This window comes from Ensifer sp. Root558 (assembly GCF_001427045.1).
GTDB classification, from domain to species: domain Bacteria; phylum Pseudomonadota; class Alphaproteobacteria; order Rhizobiales; family Rhizobiaceae; genus Ensifer; species Ensifer adhaerens.
In genome coordinates this window covers 140,240-156,980 of record NZ_LMGC01000035.1, presented here as the reverse complement: position 1 = coordinate 156,980, position 16,741 = coordinate 140,240, and the positions used below count along the sequence as shown (strand labels likewise).

At 61.0% G+C, this 16,741-nt stretch carries 17 protein-coding genes; 5 read left to right on the top strand and 12 right to left on the bottom strand.

All coding sequences use genetic code 11. From position 1 onward, the window contains the following. Positions 1 to 6: 6 nt before the first annotated feature. A complete protein-coding gene (bamA, locus tag ASD63_RS27095; protein WP_034796697.1) occupies positions 7 to 2,340 on the bottom strand; it encodes an outer membrane protein assembly factor BamA in 2,334 nt (777 codons plus the stop codon). On the opposite strand from bamA, the gene ASD63_RS35525 reads away from it, so the two are divergent. Next, a complete protein-coding gene (locus ASD63_RS35525; RefSeq protein ID WP_162251000.1) occupies positions 2,282 to 2,506 on the top strand; it encodes a hypothetical protein in 225 nt (74 codons plus the stop codon). The genes bamA and ASD63_RS35525 overlap by 59 nt on opposite strands. Positions 2,507 to 2,590: 84 nt before the next feature. Here the strand turns inward: ASD63_RS35525 and rseP are convergent, their stop codons facing one another. From rseP to ASD63_RS27055, 8 genes are all read right to left on the bottom strand, one after another. Further along, the gene (rseP, locus tag ASD63_RS27090) at positions 2,591 to 3,724 is read right to left on the bottom strand and encodes an RIP metalloprotease RseP (RefSeq protein WP_034796698.1); all 1,134 of its coding nucleotides are present in this window, start codon (positions 3,722 to 3,724) and stop codon (positions 2,591 to 2,593) included. Positions 3,725 to 3,755: 31 nt separating this feature from the next. Then, positions 3,756 to 4,589: a phosphatidate cytidylyltransferase gene (locus tag ASD63_RS27085; RefSeq protein WP_034796700.1), complete on the bottom strand. Its 834-nt coding sequence runs from the start codon at positions 4,587 to 4,589 to the stop codon at positions 3,756 to 3,758. After that, positions 4,589 to 5,332, bottom strand: a complete 744-nt coding sequence (locus ASD63_RS27080) for an isoprenyl transferase (protein ID WP_034796702.1) — start codon at positions 5,330 to 5,332, stop codon at positions 4,589 to 4,591. Before ASD63_RS27080 ends, ASD63_RS27085 begins: the two co-directional genes overlap by 1 nt. 42 nt (positions 5,333 to 5,374) lie before the next feature. Then, on the bottom strand, positions 5,375 to 5,935 hold the full coding sequence (frr, locus tag ASD63_RS27075) for a ribosome recycling factor (RefSeq protein WP_034796704.1): 561 nt from the start codon (positions 5,933 to 5,935) through the stop codon (positions 5,375 to 5,377). 53 nt (positions 5,936 to 5,988) lie between these two features. Continuing rightward, the gene (gene pyrH / locus ASD63_RS27070) at positions 5,989 to 6,711 is read right to left on the bottom strand and encodes a UMP kinase (protein ID WP_034796706.1); all 723 of its coding nucleotides are present in this window, start codon (positions 6,709 to 6,711) and stop codon (positions 5,989 to 5,991) included. A 192-nt stretch (positions 6,712 to 6,903) separates the two neighbouring features. Further along, entirely contained in the window at positions 6,904 to 7,827 is a 924-nt protein-coding gene (tsf, locus tag ASD63_RS27065) for a translation elongation factor Ts (RefSeq protein ID WP_034796708.1), read from the bottom strand. Positions 7,828 to 8,079: 252 nt separating this feature from the next. Continuing rightward, positions 8,080 to 8,847 carry a 30S ribosomal protein S2 gene (rpsB, locus tag ASD63_RS27060; RefSeq protein WP_034796710.1) on the bottom strand — a complete coding sequence of 256 codons (768 nt, stop codon included), beginning with the start codon at positions 8,845 to 8,847 and terminating at the stop codon, positions 8,080 to 8,082. 182 nt (positions 8,848 to 9,029) lie between these two features. Next, on the bottom strand, positions 9,030 to 9,857 hold the full coding sequence (locus ASD63_RS27055) for a cell envelope integrity EipB family protein (RefSeq protein ID WP_034796712.1): 828 nt from the start codon (positions 9,855 to 9,857) through the stop codon (positions 9,030 to 9,032). Positions 9,858 to 10,002: 145 nt separating this feature from the next. Here ASD63_RS27055 and ASD63_RS27050 point away from each other — a divergent pair, with 145 nt between their 5' ends. The 4 genes from ASD63_RS27050 to ASD63_RS27035 are packed head-to-tail and all read left to right on the top strand — an operon-like array spanning position 10,003 to position 12,861. Beyond that, positions 10,003 to 10,470, top strand: coding sequence for a RidA family protein (locus ASD63_RS27050; protein WP_034796713.1), 468 nt, complete (start codon positions 10,003 to 10,005; stop codon positions 10,468 to 10,470). A gap of 13 nt (positions 10,471 to 10,483) precedes the next feature. Continuing rightward, positions 10,484 to 11,209 (top strand): glycerophosphodiester phosphodiesterase, encoded by a 726-nt coding sequence (locus ASD63_RS27045; RefSeq protein WP_034796716.1) that lies wholly within the window; start codon positions 10,484 to 10,486, stop codon positions 11,207 to 11,209. Between the two features lie 4 nt (positions 11,210 to 11,213). Continuing rightward, positions 11,214 to 12,401 carry a GNAT family N-acetyltransferase gene (locus ASD63_RS27040; RefSeq protein ID WP_034796717.1) on the top strand — a complete coding sequence of 396 codons (1,188 nt, stop codon included), beginning with the start codon at positions 11,214 to 11,216 and terminating at the stop codon, positions 12,399 to 12,401. A 43-nt stretch (positions 12,402 to 12,444) separates the two neighbouring features. Further along, positions 12,445 to 12,861, top strand: coding sequence for an HIT family protein (locus ASD63_RS27035; protein ID WP_034796718.1), 417 nt, complete (start codon positions 12,445 to 12,447; stop codon positions 12,859 to 12,861). 88 nt (positions 12,862 to 12,949) lie between these two features. Here the strand turns inward: ASD63_RS27035 and ASD63_RS27030 are convergent, their stop codons facing one another. The 3 genes from ASD63_RS27030 to clpA all read right to left on the bottom strand — a co-directional run bounded on the left by ASD63_RS27030 (position 12,950) and on the right by clpA (position 16,740). Beyond that, positions 12,950 to 13,294 carry an AzlD domain-containing protein gene (locus ASD63_RS27030; protein ID WP_034796719.1) on the bottom strand — a complete coding sequence of 115 codons (345 nt, stop codon included), beginning with the start codon at positions 13,292 to 13,294 and terminating at the stop codon, positions 12,950 to 12,952. Beyond that, positions 13,291 to 14,028, bottom strand: coding sequence for an AzlC family ABC transporter permease (locus tag ASD63_RS27025; RefSeq protein ID WP_034796721.1), 738 nt, complete (start codon positions 14,026 to 14,028; stop codon positions 13,291 to 13,293). Before ASD63_RS27025 ends, ASD63_RS27030 begins: the two co-directional genes overlap by 4 nt. Before the next feature lie 195 nt (positions 14,029 to 14,223). Continuing rightward, on the bottom strand, positions 14,224 to 16,740 hold the full coding sequence (gene clpA, locus ASD63_RS27020) for an ATP-dependent Clp protease ATP-binding subunit ClpA (RefSeq protein ID WP_034796722.1): 2,517 nt from the start codon (positions 16,738 to 16,740) through the stop codon (positions 14,224 to 14,226). Between the last annotated feature and the right edge of the window lies 1 nt (position 16,741).

The window sequence follows — 16,741 nt, the reverse complement described above, 5'->3', positions numbered from 1 at the left end:
TTCTTATCAGAACGACGAGGAAATACCGAACTTCAAGTTCTGAACCTTGTCGAAATCTTCCTTGGCGATCGGCCATGCGTAGTCGACGCGCAGCGGACCGAAGGGTGAAGCCCAGATCAGACCAACACCGACCGATGCACGCAGCGACGAGTTGTTGCCCTGCACGGTCTCGCCCGGGGCCATCTGGACCTGGTTGCTGTAAAGCGTGCCGGCATCAGCGAAGACCGCACCGCGGAAGCCGCTGTCACGCGGGATACCCGGAAGCGGGAACGTCGCCTCGGCCGAAGCCGTGAAGTAGGTCGTACCGCCGAGCGCATCGCCCGTTGCCTTGTCCCGAGGACCAACACCGTTACGCTCGAAGCCACGGATGTCGCTGGTGCCGAGCTGGAACTGGTCGAAGACCTGCAGATCGCTACCGGTTTCGAAGATATGGCCGGCGCTACCGCCGAGCGAAGCGATGATGTCGGCTTCGTCGTTAACGGTGTAGTACCACTTGGCCTTACCGGTCATCTTGTAGAAGTCGGAGTCACCACCGAGGCCGGCGAATTCATGCGTGAAGGTCGCGAGAATGCCGTCATGCGGCAGCTGCGCATCGTCGAGCGTGTTGTAGGTGATCGACTGCGAGACCGACGAACGAACCCAATTGCCACCCTCGACCGCGCGAACGTACGGCGAAGAAAGCTTCGCGACGTTACCGCTATAGTCGAACTGCGTGAAATTGTAACGCAGCGTCGTCGACAGGTTCTCGGTGATCGGCGCGGTCACGCGCAGGCTGAAGCCCTGATCTTCGTAGCTATAGTTGTCGTCATCGAAGTCGTTTTCGTTCTTGAAGACGTCGAAGCCTGCAGCCAGACGGTAGCCAAGGAAATACGGCTCGGTGAACGAAACGTTGTACGTCCGGCTTTCGTCGCCACGACCAGCGGCGACGCGGATGTACTGACCGCGACCGAGGAAGTTCTTCTCTTCGATCGAAGCTTCGACGAGGAAGCCACCACCGCTACCGGCGGAGTAACCTGCACCGATACCGAACGAACCGGTCGACTGATCCTGTACGTCGACGATCACAACAACACGGTCAGCGGCGCTGCCCGGAGCGGTCGAAACGTTGACAGTCGAGAAGTAACCGAGAGCCTCGAGACGACGCTTGGCGCGCGCTACCATTTCCTGGTTGAAGGCGTCGCCTTCACCCATGTCGAACTCGCGACGGATAACGTAGTCGCGGGTACGGGTGTTGCCGCGGATTTCGATTCGCTCGACATAGGCGCGCTCGCCCTGGTCGACGAGGTAGTCGACGGCGATCGTGTGGTTGCCGAGATCGCGGTTGCCGCGAGGCGTGACGCGAGCGAACGGGTAGCCAGCCGAAGCGACGCGCTTCGAGATCTCGGTCATCGTCGCCTGAACGTCCTTGGCCTTGTAGACCGAACCCTGACGGCTGACGATAAGCCCCTTCAGTTCTTCGGCGTTGATGCCCTCAACGGTCGATTCGACGTTGACGGAACCAAAGTCGTAGCGCGGACCTTCTTCGACGGTGATCGTCACCGTGTATTCGTTGGTCGCTTCATTCAGGGTCGCATCCGAGGTAACGACCTGGAAGTCGGCGTAGCCGCGGTTGTAGTAGAACTGACGCAACAGTTCTTCGTCCGCGCGCAGCTTGTCGGGATTGTAGACGTCCTTCCGCGTAATGAAGGAGAAGATGCCCGATTCCTTCGTCGCGATGACCGACTGCAGGCGACCGTCGCTGTACGCTTCGTTGCCGACGAAGTTGATCTGAGAAATCTTGGTGCGCTCGCCTTCGTTGATGACGAACGCGAGGTTGACGCGACCTTCGGCCACAGGAACGACCTGCGTCGTCACCGTGACATCGCCACGACCGATCGCCGCATAGGCGTCCTTGATCGACTGAATGTCCGTCTCAACCGTCGCTTCGCTATAAGGACCGAGCGGCTGCGTGCGCACAACGCCCTGCAGCTTGTCGTCCTTGATCTTGCGGTTGCCGTTGAAGACGACCTGGTTGACGAGCTGATTCTCGCTGACGCTGACGACCAGCGTGCCGCCGGAAACGTTGATGCTGACGTCGGAGAAGTAGCCGGTCGCATACAGGCGCTTCACGGAAGCGTCGATGTCGGTGTTGTTGAAGCTCTTGCCCGGAACGATCGTGATGTTGGCGCGAACCGTCTCAGCGCTGACGCGCGTGGCGCCGCGCACTTCGACACGATTGATGACCGCAGCTTCTGCAACGGACGTGCCTGCGAGCAACCCAACACCAGCGCCGGAAACAACAATGCTTGTTGACAGCGCAGCCGCCGACACCGCGTTCAAAAACCTTGAACCAGCTTTCATGTTCAAATCTTACCTTTTCCAAACGTCGCGCGGCAGTTTCGTGCCGACTCCGGTCACGGTTGCCGTTTTAACCGCTTTTCCCATACAAGCAAGCCAGCTCGTTAATTTCTGTTTACTTCAATTCGAACCGTGGCTTAACGGCCACTACAGCTTCGATTTATCGTAAACAAAACCTTTCGTCGCAAGCCGTTGAAAACCAATCGTTCACAGTATCCGTCGAAATCCCCCTCGCCGTTTCCCCGGCCGAACGCTAGCCGAAGAACATCGATATGTCGTTCCAGGTGGCAAAGACCATGAGCATCAGCACCATGGCAAAACCGATCCGGTAGGCGACATCCTGCGCGGCCGGGCCCACCGGCCTTCCGCGCAAGGCCTCAACCGCATAGAACATCAAGTGGCCGCCATCAAGCACCGGAACGGGCATGAGGTTAAGCAATCCTATGGAAACAGACAGGATCGCGGCAATATTCAGCAAAAACGGAATTCCAAGCGTCGCCATCTGTCCCGAGACCTTGGCGACGCGGATCGGTCCGCCGATCTGATCCGCCTTCATCCGCCCGGTCACGACATTGGAGAGATAGTCGAAAGTACCGGTGACAACGTGCCAGCTTTGCAGGACGCCCTGCCCGACGGCCTCAATCGGACCATAGTTGACCGTGCGGAAATTGCCGGCTTCCTGATCGGTCAGGATACCGATGACGCCGATTTCCATCTTGTTGCCAAACTGATCCGTGAGCTCGGTACGCTGCGGCACCATGGACAGATCGAGCATCGCGCCGTTGCGTTCGATTCGGATCGAAATCGGCATTTCCGGGCGAACACTGACGTAGCGGCGAACGTCGTCGAAGGTGACGACCGGAGTGCCGTCGATCGAAATCAGACGGTCTCCCGGCACGACACCTGCTTGCGCAGCAGCACTGTTCTCATTCACCCGCGCAACCACCGGATCGGCGACCTGACGCCCGTAGACGGAAAACAGCACGGCAAAGATGGCGATGGCGAGAATGAAGTTTGCGATCGGTCCGGCGGCGACGGTTGCCGCACGCTTCCACAATTTGGCGCCGAGGAAGGTCTGACTGCGCTCTTCCGGCGCCAGCGCCTCCAGGCGCTTGTAGTCCGGCACGCTCGCCGCATCCTCGTCGCCGTAGAACTTGACGTAACCGCCAAGGGGAATCGCCGCCAGTTTCCACCGCGTTCCGTGCCGATCGGTCCAGCCGACGAGCTCAGGGCCAAAGCCGATCGAAAAAGCCAGAATGCGGATGCCCGACCAGCGGCCGACGAGGTAGTGGCCCATCTCGTGCACAAAGACCAGCAGCGTCAGCACCAGAAGAAATGGGACGACGTAGCCGGTCAGAATCTGAAGGGCATCAAGCAGATATGTCATGAACGTTCCTCAAGCACCCGCGGGCCTAAGCTCAAAGGCTATACAGGACGGATCCGAAAGCGATCTGGCGCCCATCGCTGACGAAATACTGAATCATGACCAGAATCAACGCCGCGACACACGCGAAAATCAACCCGTCGACCCGATCCATAACGCCGCCATGCCCCGGAATGAGACGGCTGGAATCCTTCACCCCAAAACGGCGCTTGATGAAGGATTCGAACAAGTCTCCCACTTGGCTGGCGACGGAAAGCACCAGCGCAATGATCGGAATGCGGAGATCTTGCAGTGAAAAATAAGCCATAAAGACGGCAACACCGGCAACGATGCCGCAAATTGTACCACCGATGGCACCCGACCATGTCTTGCCGGGCGATATGCGTGGCGCGAGCTTCGGTCCACCGATCGCGCGGCCGGTAAAATAGGCGAAGATGTCGGTCGCCCAGACGACGGCAAAGACGAACAGCGTCGCCATCAAGCCAAGATCGTCGGCGCCGCGAAGGGCCGCAAGCGAAATGCCGGTCAGCCCGGCATAGGCGATGCCGCCCGGCAGCCACCAACTGGTCTTCTGCAGAAATACCCAAAGGACAGTGAGAACTACAAAAGCGGCCAGGACCGGCAGGCTGTAGCCGATATAGCCGGTCACGATCAGGCCGGCGATGATCACGACGCCCAGCCAGCCAACGGCATTGCCTTGGAAATCCCGCTCCTGGAGGTCCGTGATCGTCGACCACTCATAATAGACGAGCAGCGCAATCAGCGCCGACAGCAACTGAAACGCCAAACCGCCGAACCAGGTCGCCGCCAGTGTCACCGCTGCGAGGACCACGCCCGAAGCGATACGAAGCTTAAGTTCAGTCTGCATCAGGAACCGACCGCCAACGTAGGCTCGGCGACGCCGCCGAAGCGGCGCTCGCGGCAGGCGTATTTTTCAAGCGCCGCCAGGAACGTTTCGCGCGTAAAGTCCGGCCACAACTCCGGAACGAAGATCAGTTCCGAATAGGCGCCCTGCCAAAGAAGGAAATTCGAGAGACGCTCTTCGCCGCTGGTGCGGATGATCAGGTCCGGATCGGGAATGTCCCACGTGTCCAGCATCGCCGCGATACGCTCGGGGTTGATGTCTTCCGGCCGCAAGCGTCCTTCGGCGACTTCCGTCGCCAGCCGCCGCATGGCTCGTGTCATTTCGTCCCGGGCGCCGTAATTGAAGGCAATGACGAGCGTAATCCCGGTATTTGCCCGCGTCGTTTCCTCCGCCTCCACCAGCAACGGTAGAATGTCGCCTCTGAGGTTGGAGCGGTCACCGATGACTCGGATGCGGACATTCTCGCGGTGCAGATCGGCAAGATCCCGGCGGATAAAGGTCTTGAGCAGCCCCATCAGATCGCTGACTTCCGCCGCCGGCCTGCTCCAGTTTTCCGAGGAAAAGGCAAAAAGCGTGAGGTAGCGGATCCCCAAGTCGCCCGCCGTCTTGACGGCGGCGCGAACGGTCTCGACACCCTTGCGGTGCCCCATCGTGCGCGGCAGACCACGCGCGTTCGCCCAACGCCCGTTGCCATCCATGATGATGGCAACATGTTCCGGAACGGTCGTGGAAGTGAGGTTTTGCATAAGGCGTCCGCGAAAGGAGACTCAGATCACGAGCAGAGCAGATCAGACCTGCATGATTTCCTTTTCCTTCTCGACGAGCAAGCGGTCGATATCGGAAATCGTTTCGTCGGTCATCTTTTGCACGCGCTCGGACTGAGAACGGCTGATATCCTGACCGATGTCGCCATCCTTTTCGGCTTTTTTCAGGTCGTCCATGCCGTCACGGCGCACGTGGCGCACGGCGACCTTCGCCTTTTCGGCGTAGTCATGTGCCACTTTGACGAGCGACTTGCGGCGCTCTTCGTTGAGTTCCGGCAGCGGAATGCGCAGGTTCTGGCCGTCGATGATCGGATTGAGGCCGAGGTTCGATTCGCGAATGCCGCGATCCACAGCGCCGACCATCTGCTTGTCCCAGACCGAGACGGACAGCATGCGCGGCTCGGGAACCGTGATGTTCGCCACCTGGTTGAGCGGCACGCGTGAGCCATAGGCTTCGACGGTCACCGGATCGAGAACGTTCGCCGACGCGCGGCCGGTACGGAGCGACGCGATATCGCTCTTGAATGCGGAAATGGCGCCATCCATGCGACGCTTCAGTTCCTTCAGGTCAACACCTTCACTCATGGTCGAAACTCCCGTTCTATCATTCGCCGGCCCGAGGGCCGTTCTGCAGCTTCTTAATTGTCTGTGACGATGGTCGCGCGACCGCCGCCGGTCAATATTTCCGCAAAGCCACCCTTCTCATGAATGGAGAAGACAACGATCGGAATGGCATTTTCGCGTGCAAGCGCGACGGCGGCAACATCCATGACGGCAAGCCCCTTCTCGAGGACTTCGCTGTGCGTCAGGCGGTCGAAGCGGGTCGCGTCCGGATCCTTCTTCGGGTCGGCGGAATAGATGCCATCGACCTGGGTGCCCTTGAAGATCGCCTGCGCGCCCATTTCGGCGGCGCGAAGGGCGGCGGCAGAGTCGGTCGTGAAGAAGGGATTGCCCGTGCCGCCGGCGAAGATCACGACGCGGCCGAGGGAAAGATGGTAGAGCGTTGCGCGCTGCGAGAAGCTCTCGCAGATTTCCGGCATCGCGATTGCCGAAAGCACGACCGTATCGATGTCGAGCTTGCGCAGCGACGTTGCGAGCGCCAGCGCGTTGATGACGGTTGCCAGCATGCCCATGTGGTCGCCGGTTACCCGGTCGCCGCCCTTGGAAGCGACGGCCACGCCGCGGAAGATGTTGCCGCCGCCGACAACCACGCCCACTTCGACGCCCATGGCGCGCGCTTCGGCGATATCTGCGGCGATCCGGTCAGCGACCGCCACATCGATGCCGAAGCCCTGGCTGCCCATGAGAGCTTCACCGGAGGCTTTGAGTAGAACGCGTTTGTAGAGTGGCTCGGCCGGCATCATCGCTCCTGAACAGATCGGCGCGCGTGCGCACGATGGCGGCGCACAGCGCATAAGGACACATTGCGCACCATGGTTTCAACCGCAACGGCGTATTTTCCGGCGGGTCCAGCGCATTGACGAAGCCGGATACACGAAGGGCACCGCGTTGTCACGCGATGCCCCAAGGTTTTCCCAATATGGGTGAAGAAATCAGCCCTTGGCGACGGCTGCAACTTCTGCAGCGAAGTCGGACTCTTCCTTCTCGACACCTTCGCCGAGCAGCAGGCGAGCCATGCCGGTGACTTCGATCGGTGCGCCAGCGAGCTTTTCAGCGTCCTTGACGGCCTGACCGACGGTGATTTCCGGGTTCATGACGAAGGCCTGCGACAGCAGAGCGACTTCTTCGAAGAACTTGCGCATGCGGCCTTCGACCATCTTTTCGATGATGTTGTCCGGCTTGCCCGAAGCGCGCGACTGTTCGATGAAGACGTTGCGTTCGCGCTCGGCAACAGCGGCGTCGACTTCGTCCGCACGGATCGCGAGCGGGTTGGTCGCAGCGATGTGCATGGCGATCTGACGGCCAACCGAGAAGAGAACTTCCTTGTCGCCGATCGACTTCAGGGCGACGAGAACACCGAGCTTGCCGATGCCGTCGCCGGCAGCGTTGTGGATGTAGGTGGCGACAACACCGTCTTCGACCTTGAGCAGGGCTGCGCGGCGAAGCGTCATGTTCTCGCCGATGGTGGCGATCGCGTCCTTGATGGTCTCGTCGACCGACTTGCCGGTTGCCGGGTAGTTTGCAGCCGCGATGGCTTCAACCGAGCCGTCGGTGGTCAGCGCTACGTTGGCAACGCCGCGGACGAGTTCCTGGAAGGCTTCGTTGCGGGCAACGAAATCGGTCTCGGAGTTGATTTCGACGACGACAGCCTTGACGCCACCGCTGACAATACCGATGAGGCCTTCAGCAGCCGTGCGGCCCGACTTCTTGTCGGCCTTGGCGATGCCCTTGGCGCGCAGCCAGTCGATCGCAGCTTCCATGTCGCCGTTGGTTTCGGCGAGCGCCTTCTTGCAGTCCATCATGCCTGCGCCGGTCTTTTCGCGCAGTTCCTTCACCATTGCTGCAGTTACACTCATCTTATTGCCTCTTTGTCTGTTTGGTTGGCGCGCTGCCCTTAAGGGCGCGGTACCAGGAGGTGTGGCAGGGAATGGCTTTTCAATGTGACACCGTGATGACTGAACCATCACGGGGTTGCTCGGCTCCAAAGATCCGAACGGATCAGCGCCATCCCCGGCTGAAAAGAACAAGGCCGTTCAGATTTTCATCACAAACGGCCTTGTCCCGACATTTCATTGGGGGCGGCAGGCTCACCTGCCGCCAAGGCCCGATCAGGCGTCGGAGGCCTCGTCGAGCGCCGGCTCGACCGGAGCTTCGGCAGATGCACCGAGGTCACGGCCCGATGCGCCCTGCTGACGTGCGATGCCGTCGATGGCAGCGCGTGCAATGAGGTCGCAGTAGAGAGCGATGGCGCGCGAAGCGTCGTCGTTGCCCGGGATCGGATAGTCGATCTGGTCCGGATCGCAGTTCGAGTCGATGACTGCGACAACCGGGATGCCGAGGCGCTTGGCTTCGTCGATCGCGATCGATTCCTTGTTGGTGTCGATGATGAACATCAGGTCCGGCGTGCCGCCCATGTCGCGGATACCGCCGAGAGCGCGGTTCAGCTTTTCGCGTTCGCGCTCGAGGTTCAGGCGTTCCTTCTTGGTGAAGCCCGAAGCTTCCGAAGAGAGGATTTCGTCGAGCTTGCGCAGGCGCTGGATCGAGTTCGAAATCGTCTTCCAGTTGGTCATCATGCCGCCGAGCCAGCGAGCGTTGACGTAGTACTGGGCCGAACGCTTGGCAGCGTCAGCGATGATTTCGGACGCCTGGCGCTTGGTGCCGACGAACAGAACGCGGCCGCCATTGGCAACGGTGTCGCTGACGATCTGCAGGGCGCGCGACAGCATTGGCACGGTCTGTGCGAGGTCGATGATGTGAACGTTGTTGCGATCGCCGAAAATGTACGGCTTCATCTTCGGGTTCCAGCGGTGCGTCTGGTGGCCGAAGTGAACGCCAGCTTCCAGAAGCTGACGCATGCTAAAATCAGGCAATGCCATGCCTTTTCTCCTTTTCCGGTTGAACCTCCGCGAAGCGTCGAGCATGTCTTTCGACCGGCCCACCGGCGGAACGATCCGGATTTCTCCCGGAACATCCCAAGCTTCACGTGTGGAATGGGCAGCCCCTTAACGGCAACCGCCCGAGAAATCAAGCCGCAAACGCCGCTTTTTACCGCAATCGGCTATTTGCAGTCCTCGGATTTGAACACTTCGAGGTCCGCAAGCTTGCCGCTCAGGACGAAATCGCCGTAGTCCATCGTCAGGTCGCGGGTAATCCCGTTCTCGTAGAGCTTGAACGACATACGGTAGATCGGCAGCGCGTCGCCGCTCTTGTCATCGTTGAAATAGGAGATGGTCACCGGCCAGTAATTGTCGCCGCTGAGCTTGCCCGCCTTGCCGGCATCCGGCTCATCCGCCGTGGGTTTGCGCGATTTGCCGACGAAGGTCGAGGTGATCAAGGTCTTGTCACCCGAGTCGGAGCCGTCGAAGATGCGCGCCTCAAAGAGGCTCTCGCCTTTCTTCGCTCGCGAGATCACCTCCATCATGTGCGCCGTCGGAAACCGGCTCGCCGCAAGCTCGATTTCGCGCTTGTCCGGCGCGGTCAGCTCGACCTTAACGCCCGCTTTTTCCTCATGCGCCGTACCGCGCACTTCCTTGTCCAGCTTCTCATCGGTGAAGGAGCGGGTCAGGAAGCGGAAATTGCCATTCTTTAGATCTTCATAGGTGGTCGTCTGCTGATCGGTCAGGCGCACTTCCTCGCCGGTATCGACCTGGGTGACGAAACGGAAGCTGACGGTATAGCCCGCGCAGGCCGAGCCATTGAACTCGTAGACCATGCGACCATACATTCCGGCAATGCCCGAACGATCCGATGCATCCTTGAGTTCGAGATCATAGACGGCGCGGTGCGGCACAAGGGCGTTTGCGTGTGCCGCCGTGGCGCCCGATACTGTCATGACGGCGAAACAGGCGCTGCCCAAAGTGACGAGACCGAAGCCTTTATGAAACATCCGTTTCCTCCTGTTGGACTCGCCGGCAATGCTATAAACAAGCGTTCGGCAGAAGCGAGGCGGCGTTCGCAGGAAAAAGCCGGTGCCCGCCGCGATCCGGCCTGAATGCAGGATTTTAACACAAAAGACAACAATGGAGCTTTCCATGTCGGCAGAGATCGAAGCGCGCCTCAAGGACCTCGGCGTCACACTTCCCCAGGCTGCGACCCCGGTTGCAAACTACGTGCCCTACGTCATCAGCGGCTCGATGCTCTACATCTCCGGACAGCTTCCGATGGAAGACGGCAAGGTCGCTGTGACCGGCATCGTCGGCAAGGATGTGGACGTGGCCCGCGCACAACGCGCCGCCGAACTCTGCTCGATCAACATCCTCGCCCAGGCCAAGGCAGCACTCGGCGGCGATCTCGGTCGCATCCGACGCCTGGTGAAGATCAACGGCTTCGTCGCCTCGACACCGGAATTCGTCGAGCAGCATCTGGTCATCAACGGCGCATCCAATCTGCTTGCGACCGTGCTCGGTGAAGCCGGCAAGCATGCGCGTGCCGCCGTCGGCATGGCTTCCCTTCCCTTCAATGCCGCCGTCGAGATCGACGCCGTCATCGAAGTCGCCTGACAGAGTGCCCGGCATGGCTGATATTTCCTGGCTGAAGGCCCAACCGATTGCCCATCGCGGCTATCACGACATGAACAAGCAGGTGTGGGAGAATACGCTTTCGGCCTTCTCCCGCGCCGTCGACGCCGGTTTCGCGATCGAATGCGATCTGCAGTATACCGCCGACAGCATTCCGGTCGTCTTCCACGATGACGACACCCAGCGCCTGTGCGGGATCAAGGGCGACGTTCGCTCGCGCACCGCCGGCGAACTCGGCCTGATGGCGATCGGCGGCACGAAGGACAAGGTGCCGACGTTGACGCAGATGCTGCGCTTGGTTGCCGGCAAGGTGCCGCTCGTCATCGAGCTCAAGGGCCGCAAGGGCGACGACGAGGGCTTTGCCGCCGCCGTGCTCGAAACGCTCGAAGGCTACAAGGGCCACGTTGCGCTGATGAGCTTCGATCACTGGCTGCTCAAGGACCTGAAGGCGCTCGACGCGCCCTACCCGCTGGGCCTCACCGCGGAAGGTGCCAATCCGGAGACCTTCTTCGTGCATGAGGAAGCGATGCAGCTCGGGCTCGATTTCATCTCCTACCACTACGGCCACCTGCCGAACTCGTTCATCACCAAGGAACGGACGCTCGGCAAGACGATCATCACCTGGACCGTGCGCGACCGGCAGGCCGAAGCCTACACGTTTGCCCATGCGGATCAGATGACCTTCGAGGGTTTCGACCCGCGGGAGGCCCTGGTTTCCTAAAGTAATGTCAGACGCCGTCACCCTCCGCATCGCGCAATCCTTCACCGATATACCGGCGGCACGCTGGAATGTGCTGTCCGGTGCATCGAAGGCGTTTCCTGGCGGCGTCTACAATCCCTTCCTCTCGCATGCCTATCTCTCGGCGCTCGAAGAGTCCGGGTCGGCGACGGCCAAGACCGGCTGGCTCGGCCAGCATCTGTTGCTTGAAGGCGGCGACGGGCAATTGCGCGGCGGCCTCGTCTGCTACCTGAAGAGCCACAGCCAGGGCGAATACGTTTTCGACCACGGCTGGGCAGACGCCTTCGAGCGCGCCGGCGGCCGCTACTATCCGAAACTGCAAAGTTCCATCCCCTTCACGCCTGCGACCGGACCACGGCTGCTTTCGGCACCGGACGAAAATACGAACGCCGTTCAGGATGCGCTTGCCGCGGGCCTGAAAGAGCTTGCCCGCAGACACGATGTCTCTTCGGCACATGTGACTTTCGCGCCCGAAGCCGAGATCCCTGCGCTTGAGCGCGCCGGGTTCCTGCACCGCACAGACCAGCAGTTCCACTTCACCAATGAAGGCTATGGCTCCCACGCCGATTTTCTGGAGACCCTTGCCTCACGCAAACGCAAGGCGCTGAAGAAGGAGCGCAGGGCTGCGCTCGAAAACGGCATTTCGATCGACTGGCTGACCGGCAGCGACCTGACGGAATCGATCTGGGACGAGTTCTTCGCCTTCTACATGGACACCGGCGGACGCAAATGGGGCCGCCCCTATCTGACGCGCGCGTTCTATTCGCTCATTGGCGAGCGCATGGCCGACGATATCCTGCTGGTGATGGCACGCCGCAACGGCCGCTACATCGCCGGCGCGATCAACTTCATCGGCGGCGATGCGCTCTACGGTCGCCACTGGGGCTGCATCGAGGATCACCCGTTCCTGCATTTCGAAGTCTGCTATCACCAGGCGATCGATTTCGCGATCGCCAAGGGGCTGAAACGGGTCGAGGCTGGCGCCCAGGGCGAACACAAGCTTGCGCGCGGCTACATGCCCGTCACCACCCATTCCGCCCATTTCATCACACATCCGGGACTTGCCCGCGCCGTCGGCGACTATCTTCAGCGCGAGCGCAGGGATGTGGAGGAAACGGGCGAGTTTCTTGCCGAGCACGGACCTTTCCGAAAGGGTGAACGGCAGGACGACTGACCCCCTTTTCGTGAAGGCCGGCTTCATTACACGAGGAAGAACAATGAGCTACGACGACAACAACATTTTCGCCAAGATCCTGCGCGGCGAAATTCCCTCGCACCGCGTCTACGAGGACGACGCGACGATCGCCTTCATGGATGTCATGCCGCAGGCAGAAGGCCATCTGCTCGTGGTGCCGAAATCCCCTTCGCGCAACCTGCTCGACGCCGATGCAGCAACGCTGCCGGCGCTGATTGCCACCGTACAGAAGCTGGCCGTTGCCGCCAAGGAAGCTTTCGACGCCGATGGTGTGACGATCATGCAGTTCAACGAAGCACCGGCCGGACAATCGGTCTTCCACCTGCACTTCCACGTCATTCCGCGGCAAGCAGGCGTGCCGCTGAAGCCGCATTCCGGCACGATGGAAGACGGCGCCGTTCTGGCTGCCAATGCCGAAAAGGTTCGGCAGGCGCTCTGATCGCGCTCATACTATCCGCGCAGGAGCCAGGGAGCCGGCGACGCGCCGGCTCTTTAACCGACGGTCAGGTGAAAGCACCTCACCCGGCCTAAAAACCCAACCACCACAGGCCCAGCGCCAACGCGGCAATCGCTGACGCGATCCCGATCGCCGGCTTTCTTCCGAACAGGAAGAAGGCGGCCGCCCCGAGCGCGACGGCACCTGCGCGCAGCCAGAGCGGAGATTGTTCGAGTACGCCGGTCGGATAGAGGATAAGCTTTGCGATGACCGCTGCGACCAGCGCGGTGGCAACCGCCCTCACCCAGTTCAGCGCCTCGGAATCATCGCGCAGCCTGTTGCCTGTGATGACGCCCAACCAGCGCCAGATGTCGGTCGCCAGCCAGCCGGCAATCGCGATGAAGACATAGGCCCACCAACCATCCTGCCAGGTCATCCTCTCACCTCCTTGCGACGGCGCCAGAGGCGCTCGATGAGCCAGGCAAGCGTACCGCCGACGAGGCCGGCGAGCAGGATGTCGAATTCCGGAAACAGCCAGTAGAACAGCGGCCCGCCTGCAAGACCGAAGAGCAACGCCACATAGACGACGGGATGGCGCGCCGAATGCCAGATCGAGGCGAGAAAGTAGACCGGCGTCAGGAAGAAAAGGCAGCCGGCAACGATCGGCGGGAAATCGGCGACGAAGTGGTAGACGACAGCGACGAGCAGCATGTTTGCCGCCACCAGCGTGATGCCGAAGCCCGCGAAAAAGGCGACGCGCCGCTCGCGCGGCACGTGCGGCACCTTCTCCATCGCGAAAACCCAGGCGGTGATCGCGACGAAATGCGACAGGAAGAGCAGAAGCCAAGTCGGCGTGCGCGACCCGCGCAGCTCCGGTATCAGCGCGGCGACCATCGGCATCAGCCGTACGGACGACAGCGAGACCGCGAGGAACGCGGTCGCGAGCCCGGCTCCGCTCATCATCGAACTGACGAGAATGACCTTGGCCGGAAGCGCCCAGACCATGCCGACCATGAAGACCACCTGCTCGACCGGGATGCCGGCCTGAGCCGTCAGCGAACAGAAGCCGACAAAGGACAACATCAGAATGAAGGCCGGCAGGCTGAAAATGCCGCGCATGCCTTTCCCGAACCAGGCGAGCGAAGATTGCTCGTCTTCTTCTCTCTTCATCGGCGATTCCGGATTGTTTTCAACTCGACTACGACCACCCCGGATCGAATCGTCCGGGATAAGCATGACCGAATATAGGCTATCAGACCGGCACGCGGACGAAAAACCACGCAGGCTCTTCTCATTTCGTTTTTAAAGAAAAACGGTGCCGGATGGTTTGCATCCAGCACCGTCGAACGTGTCTTGCGGGGGGAGCTACTTCTTGCGCGGCACCTTCGGCACCGTGCGGCCCTTTCTTGGAGCCGCGTCGCCCGCCCCGGCCTCGTCATCCGTTGACGCCTTGGCGGCAGCCTTCTTCGGCTTGGACTTCGGCGCAGGCTCGGCGCCCACCTCTTCCTTGTCCTCGGCCTTTTTCGGCTTGGCGGCCTTCATCGCCGGGCGGGATACTTCCGCCTTCGGCTTGATTGGCGTCGTCTCAGGAACGGCATCGAGCAGCAGGCCCTTGGTGCCATCGGCCTTCGTGCCGATCGTCACCTTGACGACACCGCCCTTCTTCAGCTTGCCGAAGAGGATTTCATCGGCGAGCGGCTTCTTGATGTTTTCCTGGATGACACGCGACAGCGGTCGCGCGCCCATCTTCTCGTCGTAGCCCTTTTCGGCAAGCCAGGCGATCGCCTCCGGCGCGAGGTCGAAGGTGACGTTGCGCTCGGCAAGCTGGGTTTCAAGCTGCATGACGAACTTCTGAACCACCTGGTGGATAACCGGTGTCGGCAGCGAAGCAAACGGAATGACCGCATCCAGACGGTTGCGGAATTCCGGCGTGAACAGGCGGTTCAGCGCCTCTTCGTCTTCGCCCGTACGCTTGGAAGAACCGAAGCCGATGGCGGCCCGGGCCATTTCCGATGCGCCGGCATTGGTCGTCATGATCAGGATGACGTTGCGGAAGTCGATCTTCTTGCCGTTGTGATCCGTCAGCGAGCCATGGTCCATGACCTGCAGCAGGATGTTGAACAGGTCCGGATGCGCCTTCTCGATCTCGTCGAGCAGCAGCACGCAATGCGGGTGCTGATCGACGCCATCGGTCAAGAGGCCGCCCTGGTCGAAGCCGACATAGCCGGGAGGTGCACCGAGCAGGCGCGAAACCGTATGCCGCTCCATGTATTCCGACATGTCGAAGCGCAGGAGCTCGACGCCGAGCGAGGTCGCAAGCTGCTTGGCGACTTCCGTCTTGCCGACGCCGGTCGGGCCGGAGAAGACGTAGCAGCCGATCGGCTTGTTCGGTTCGCGCAGGCCGGCACGCGCCAGCTTGATCGACGAAGCGAGCGCCTCGATCGCCAGGTCCTGGCCGTAGACGACCGAGCGCAGCTCTCGCTCGAGATTGGCAAGCACGGCCTCGTCGTCCTTGGAGACGGTCTTCGGCGGGATGCGCGCCATCGTCGCGATCGTCGCCTCGATCTCCTTCTCGGTGATCAGCTTGCGGCGCTTGCTGGCGGGCAGAAGCATCTGTGCGGCACCGGATTCATCGATCACGTCGATCGCCTTGTCCGGCAGCTTGCGGTCGTTGATGTAGCGGGCCGAAAGCTCGACCGCGGCCTTGATCGCCTCGTTCGAGTATTTCAGGTGATGATATTCCTCGTAATAAGGCTTCAGCCCCTTCATGATCTCGATCGCGTCGGCAATCGTCGGCTCGTTCACGTCGATCTTCTGGAAACGGCGGACCAGCGCCCGATCCTTCTCGAAGAACTGGCGGTATTCCTTGTAGGTGGTCGAACCGATGCAGCGGATCGCGCCGGAGGAAAGCGCCGGCTTCAAAAGGTTGGATGCATCCATCGCGCCGCCGGACGTAGCTCCGGCGCCGATGACCGTATGGATCTCGTCGATGAAGAGCACGGCGCCCGGATAGTCCTCGAGCTCCTTGACGACCTGCTTCAACCGTTCTTCGAAATCGCCACGGTAGCGCGTGCCAGCAAGAAGCGTGCCCATGTCGAGCGAGAAGATCGTCGCATCCTGCAACGCTTCCGGCACCTTCTTTTCGATGATGCGCTTGGCAAGGCCTTCGGCGATCGCCGTCTTGCCGACGCCGGGGTCCCCGACATAGAGCGGATTGTTCTTCGAGCGGCGGCACAGCACCTGGATGGTGCGGTTCACCTCGGCGTGACGGCCGATCAGCGGGTCGATCTTGCCGGATTTCGCCTTCTCATTGAGGTTGACGCAATAGGCGGTCAGCGCGTCCTGCTGCTTCTTGGCGCTGGCCTCTTCGTTGTCGCGCGCGGGCTTCTGCTCGCTCTCATGATCGTCAGAGCCACGCACAGGACGGGACTCAGAGCTGCCGGGCCGCTTGCCGATGCCGTGCGAAATGAAGTTGACCGCGTCGTAGCGGGTCATCTCCTGCTCCTGCAGGAAATAGGCTGCGTGACTTTCGCGCTCGGCGAAGATCGCGACCAGCACGTTGGCGCCGGTCACTTCCTCGCGGCCGGACGATTGCACGTGGATCACCGCCCGCTGGATCACGCGCTGGAACCCGGCCGTCGGCTTGGAATCTTCGTCGTAGCCGGTCACCAGGTTCGACAGTTCGTTGTCGACGTAATCGGTTACGGTCTTGCGCAGCGTCTCAAGATTGACGTTGCAGGCGCCCATCACGGCCGCCGCGTCGGCATCGTCGATCAATGCCAGAAGCAGATGCTCGAGCGTAGCGTATTCGTGGTGGCGCTCGTTGGCAAAAGTCAGTGCCTGGTGCAGCGCCTTTTCGAGGCTGGGCGAAAATGTTGGCACG

What these genes read in the sequence shown, in the direction of transcription:
- rseP (WP_034796698.1), bottom strand. Translation starts at nt 3,724, where the DNA reads ATGACATATCTGCTTGATGCCCTTCAGATTCTGACCGGCTACGTCGTC.
- ASD63_RS35525 (WP_162251000.1), top strand. Translation starts at nt 2,282, where the DNA reads ATGCTTGTTGACAGCGCAGCCGCCGACACCGCGTTCAAAAACCTTGAA.
- tsf (WP_034796708.1), bottom strand. Translation starts at nt 7,827, where the DNA reads ATGAGTGTAACTGCAGCAATGGTGAAGGAACTGCGCGAAAAGACCGGC.
- ASD63_RS27025 (WP_034796721.1), bottom strand. Translation starts at nt 14,028, where the DNA reads ATGAAGAGAGAAGAAGACGAGCAATCTTCGCTCGCCTGGTTCGGGAAA.
- ASD63_RS27055 (WP_034796712.1), bottom strand. Translation starts at nt 9,857, where the DNA reads ATGTTTCATAAAGGCTTCGGTCTCGTCACTTTGGGCAGCGCCTGTTTC.
- ASD63_RS27045 (WP_034796716.1), top strand. Translation starts at nt 10,484, where the DNA reads ATGGCTGATATTTCCTGGCTGAAGGCCCAACCGATTGCCCATCGCGGC.
- rpsB (WP_034796710.1), bottom strand. Translation starts at nt 8,847, where the DNA reads ATGGCATTGCCTGATTTTAGCATGCGTCAGCTTCTGGAAGCTGGCGTT.
- pyrH (WP_034796706.1), bottom strand. Translation starts at nt 6,711, where the DNA reads ATGCCGGCCGAGCCACTCTACAAACGCGTTCTACTCAAAGCCTCCGGT.
- ASD63_RS27040 (WP_034796717.1), top strand. Translation starts at nt 11,214, where the DNA reads ATGTCAGACGCCGTCACCCTCCGCATCGCGCAATCCTTCACCGATATA.
- ASD63_RS27030 (WP_034796719.1), bottom strand. Translation starts at nt 13,294, where the DNA reads ATGACCTGGCAGGATGGTTGGTGGGCCTATGTCTTCATCGCGATTGCC.
- ASD63_RS27050 (WP_034796713.1), top strand. Translation starts at nt 10,003, where the DNA reads ATGTCGGCAGAGATCGAAGCGCGCCTCAAGGACCTCGGCGTCACACTT.
- bamA (WP_034796697.1), bottom strand. Translation starts at nt 2,340, where the DNA reads ATGAAAGCTGGTTCAAGGTTTTTGAACGCGGTGTCGGCGGCTGCGCTG.
- ASD63_RS27080 (WP_034796702.1), bottom strand. Translation starts at nt 5,332, where the DNA reads ATGCAAAACCTCACTTCCACGACCGTTCCGGAACATGTTGCCATCATC.
- frr (WP_034796704.1), bottom strand. Translation starts at nt 5,935, where the DNA reads ATGAGTGAAGGTGTTGACCTGAAGGAACTGAAGCGTCGCATGGATGGC.
- ASD63_RS27035 (WP_034796718.1), top strand. Translation starts at nt 12,445, where the DNA reads ATGAGCTACGACGACAACAACATTTTCGCCAAGATCCTGCGCGGCGAA.
- ASD63_RS27085 (WP_034796700.1), bottom strand. Translation starts at nt 4,589, where the DNA reads ATGCAGACTGAACTTAAGCTTCGTATCGCTTCGGGCGTGGTCCTCGCA.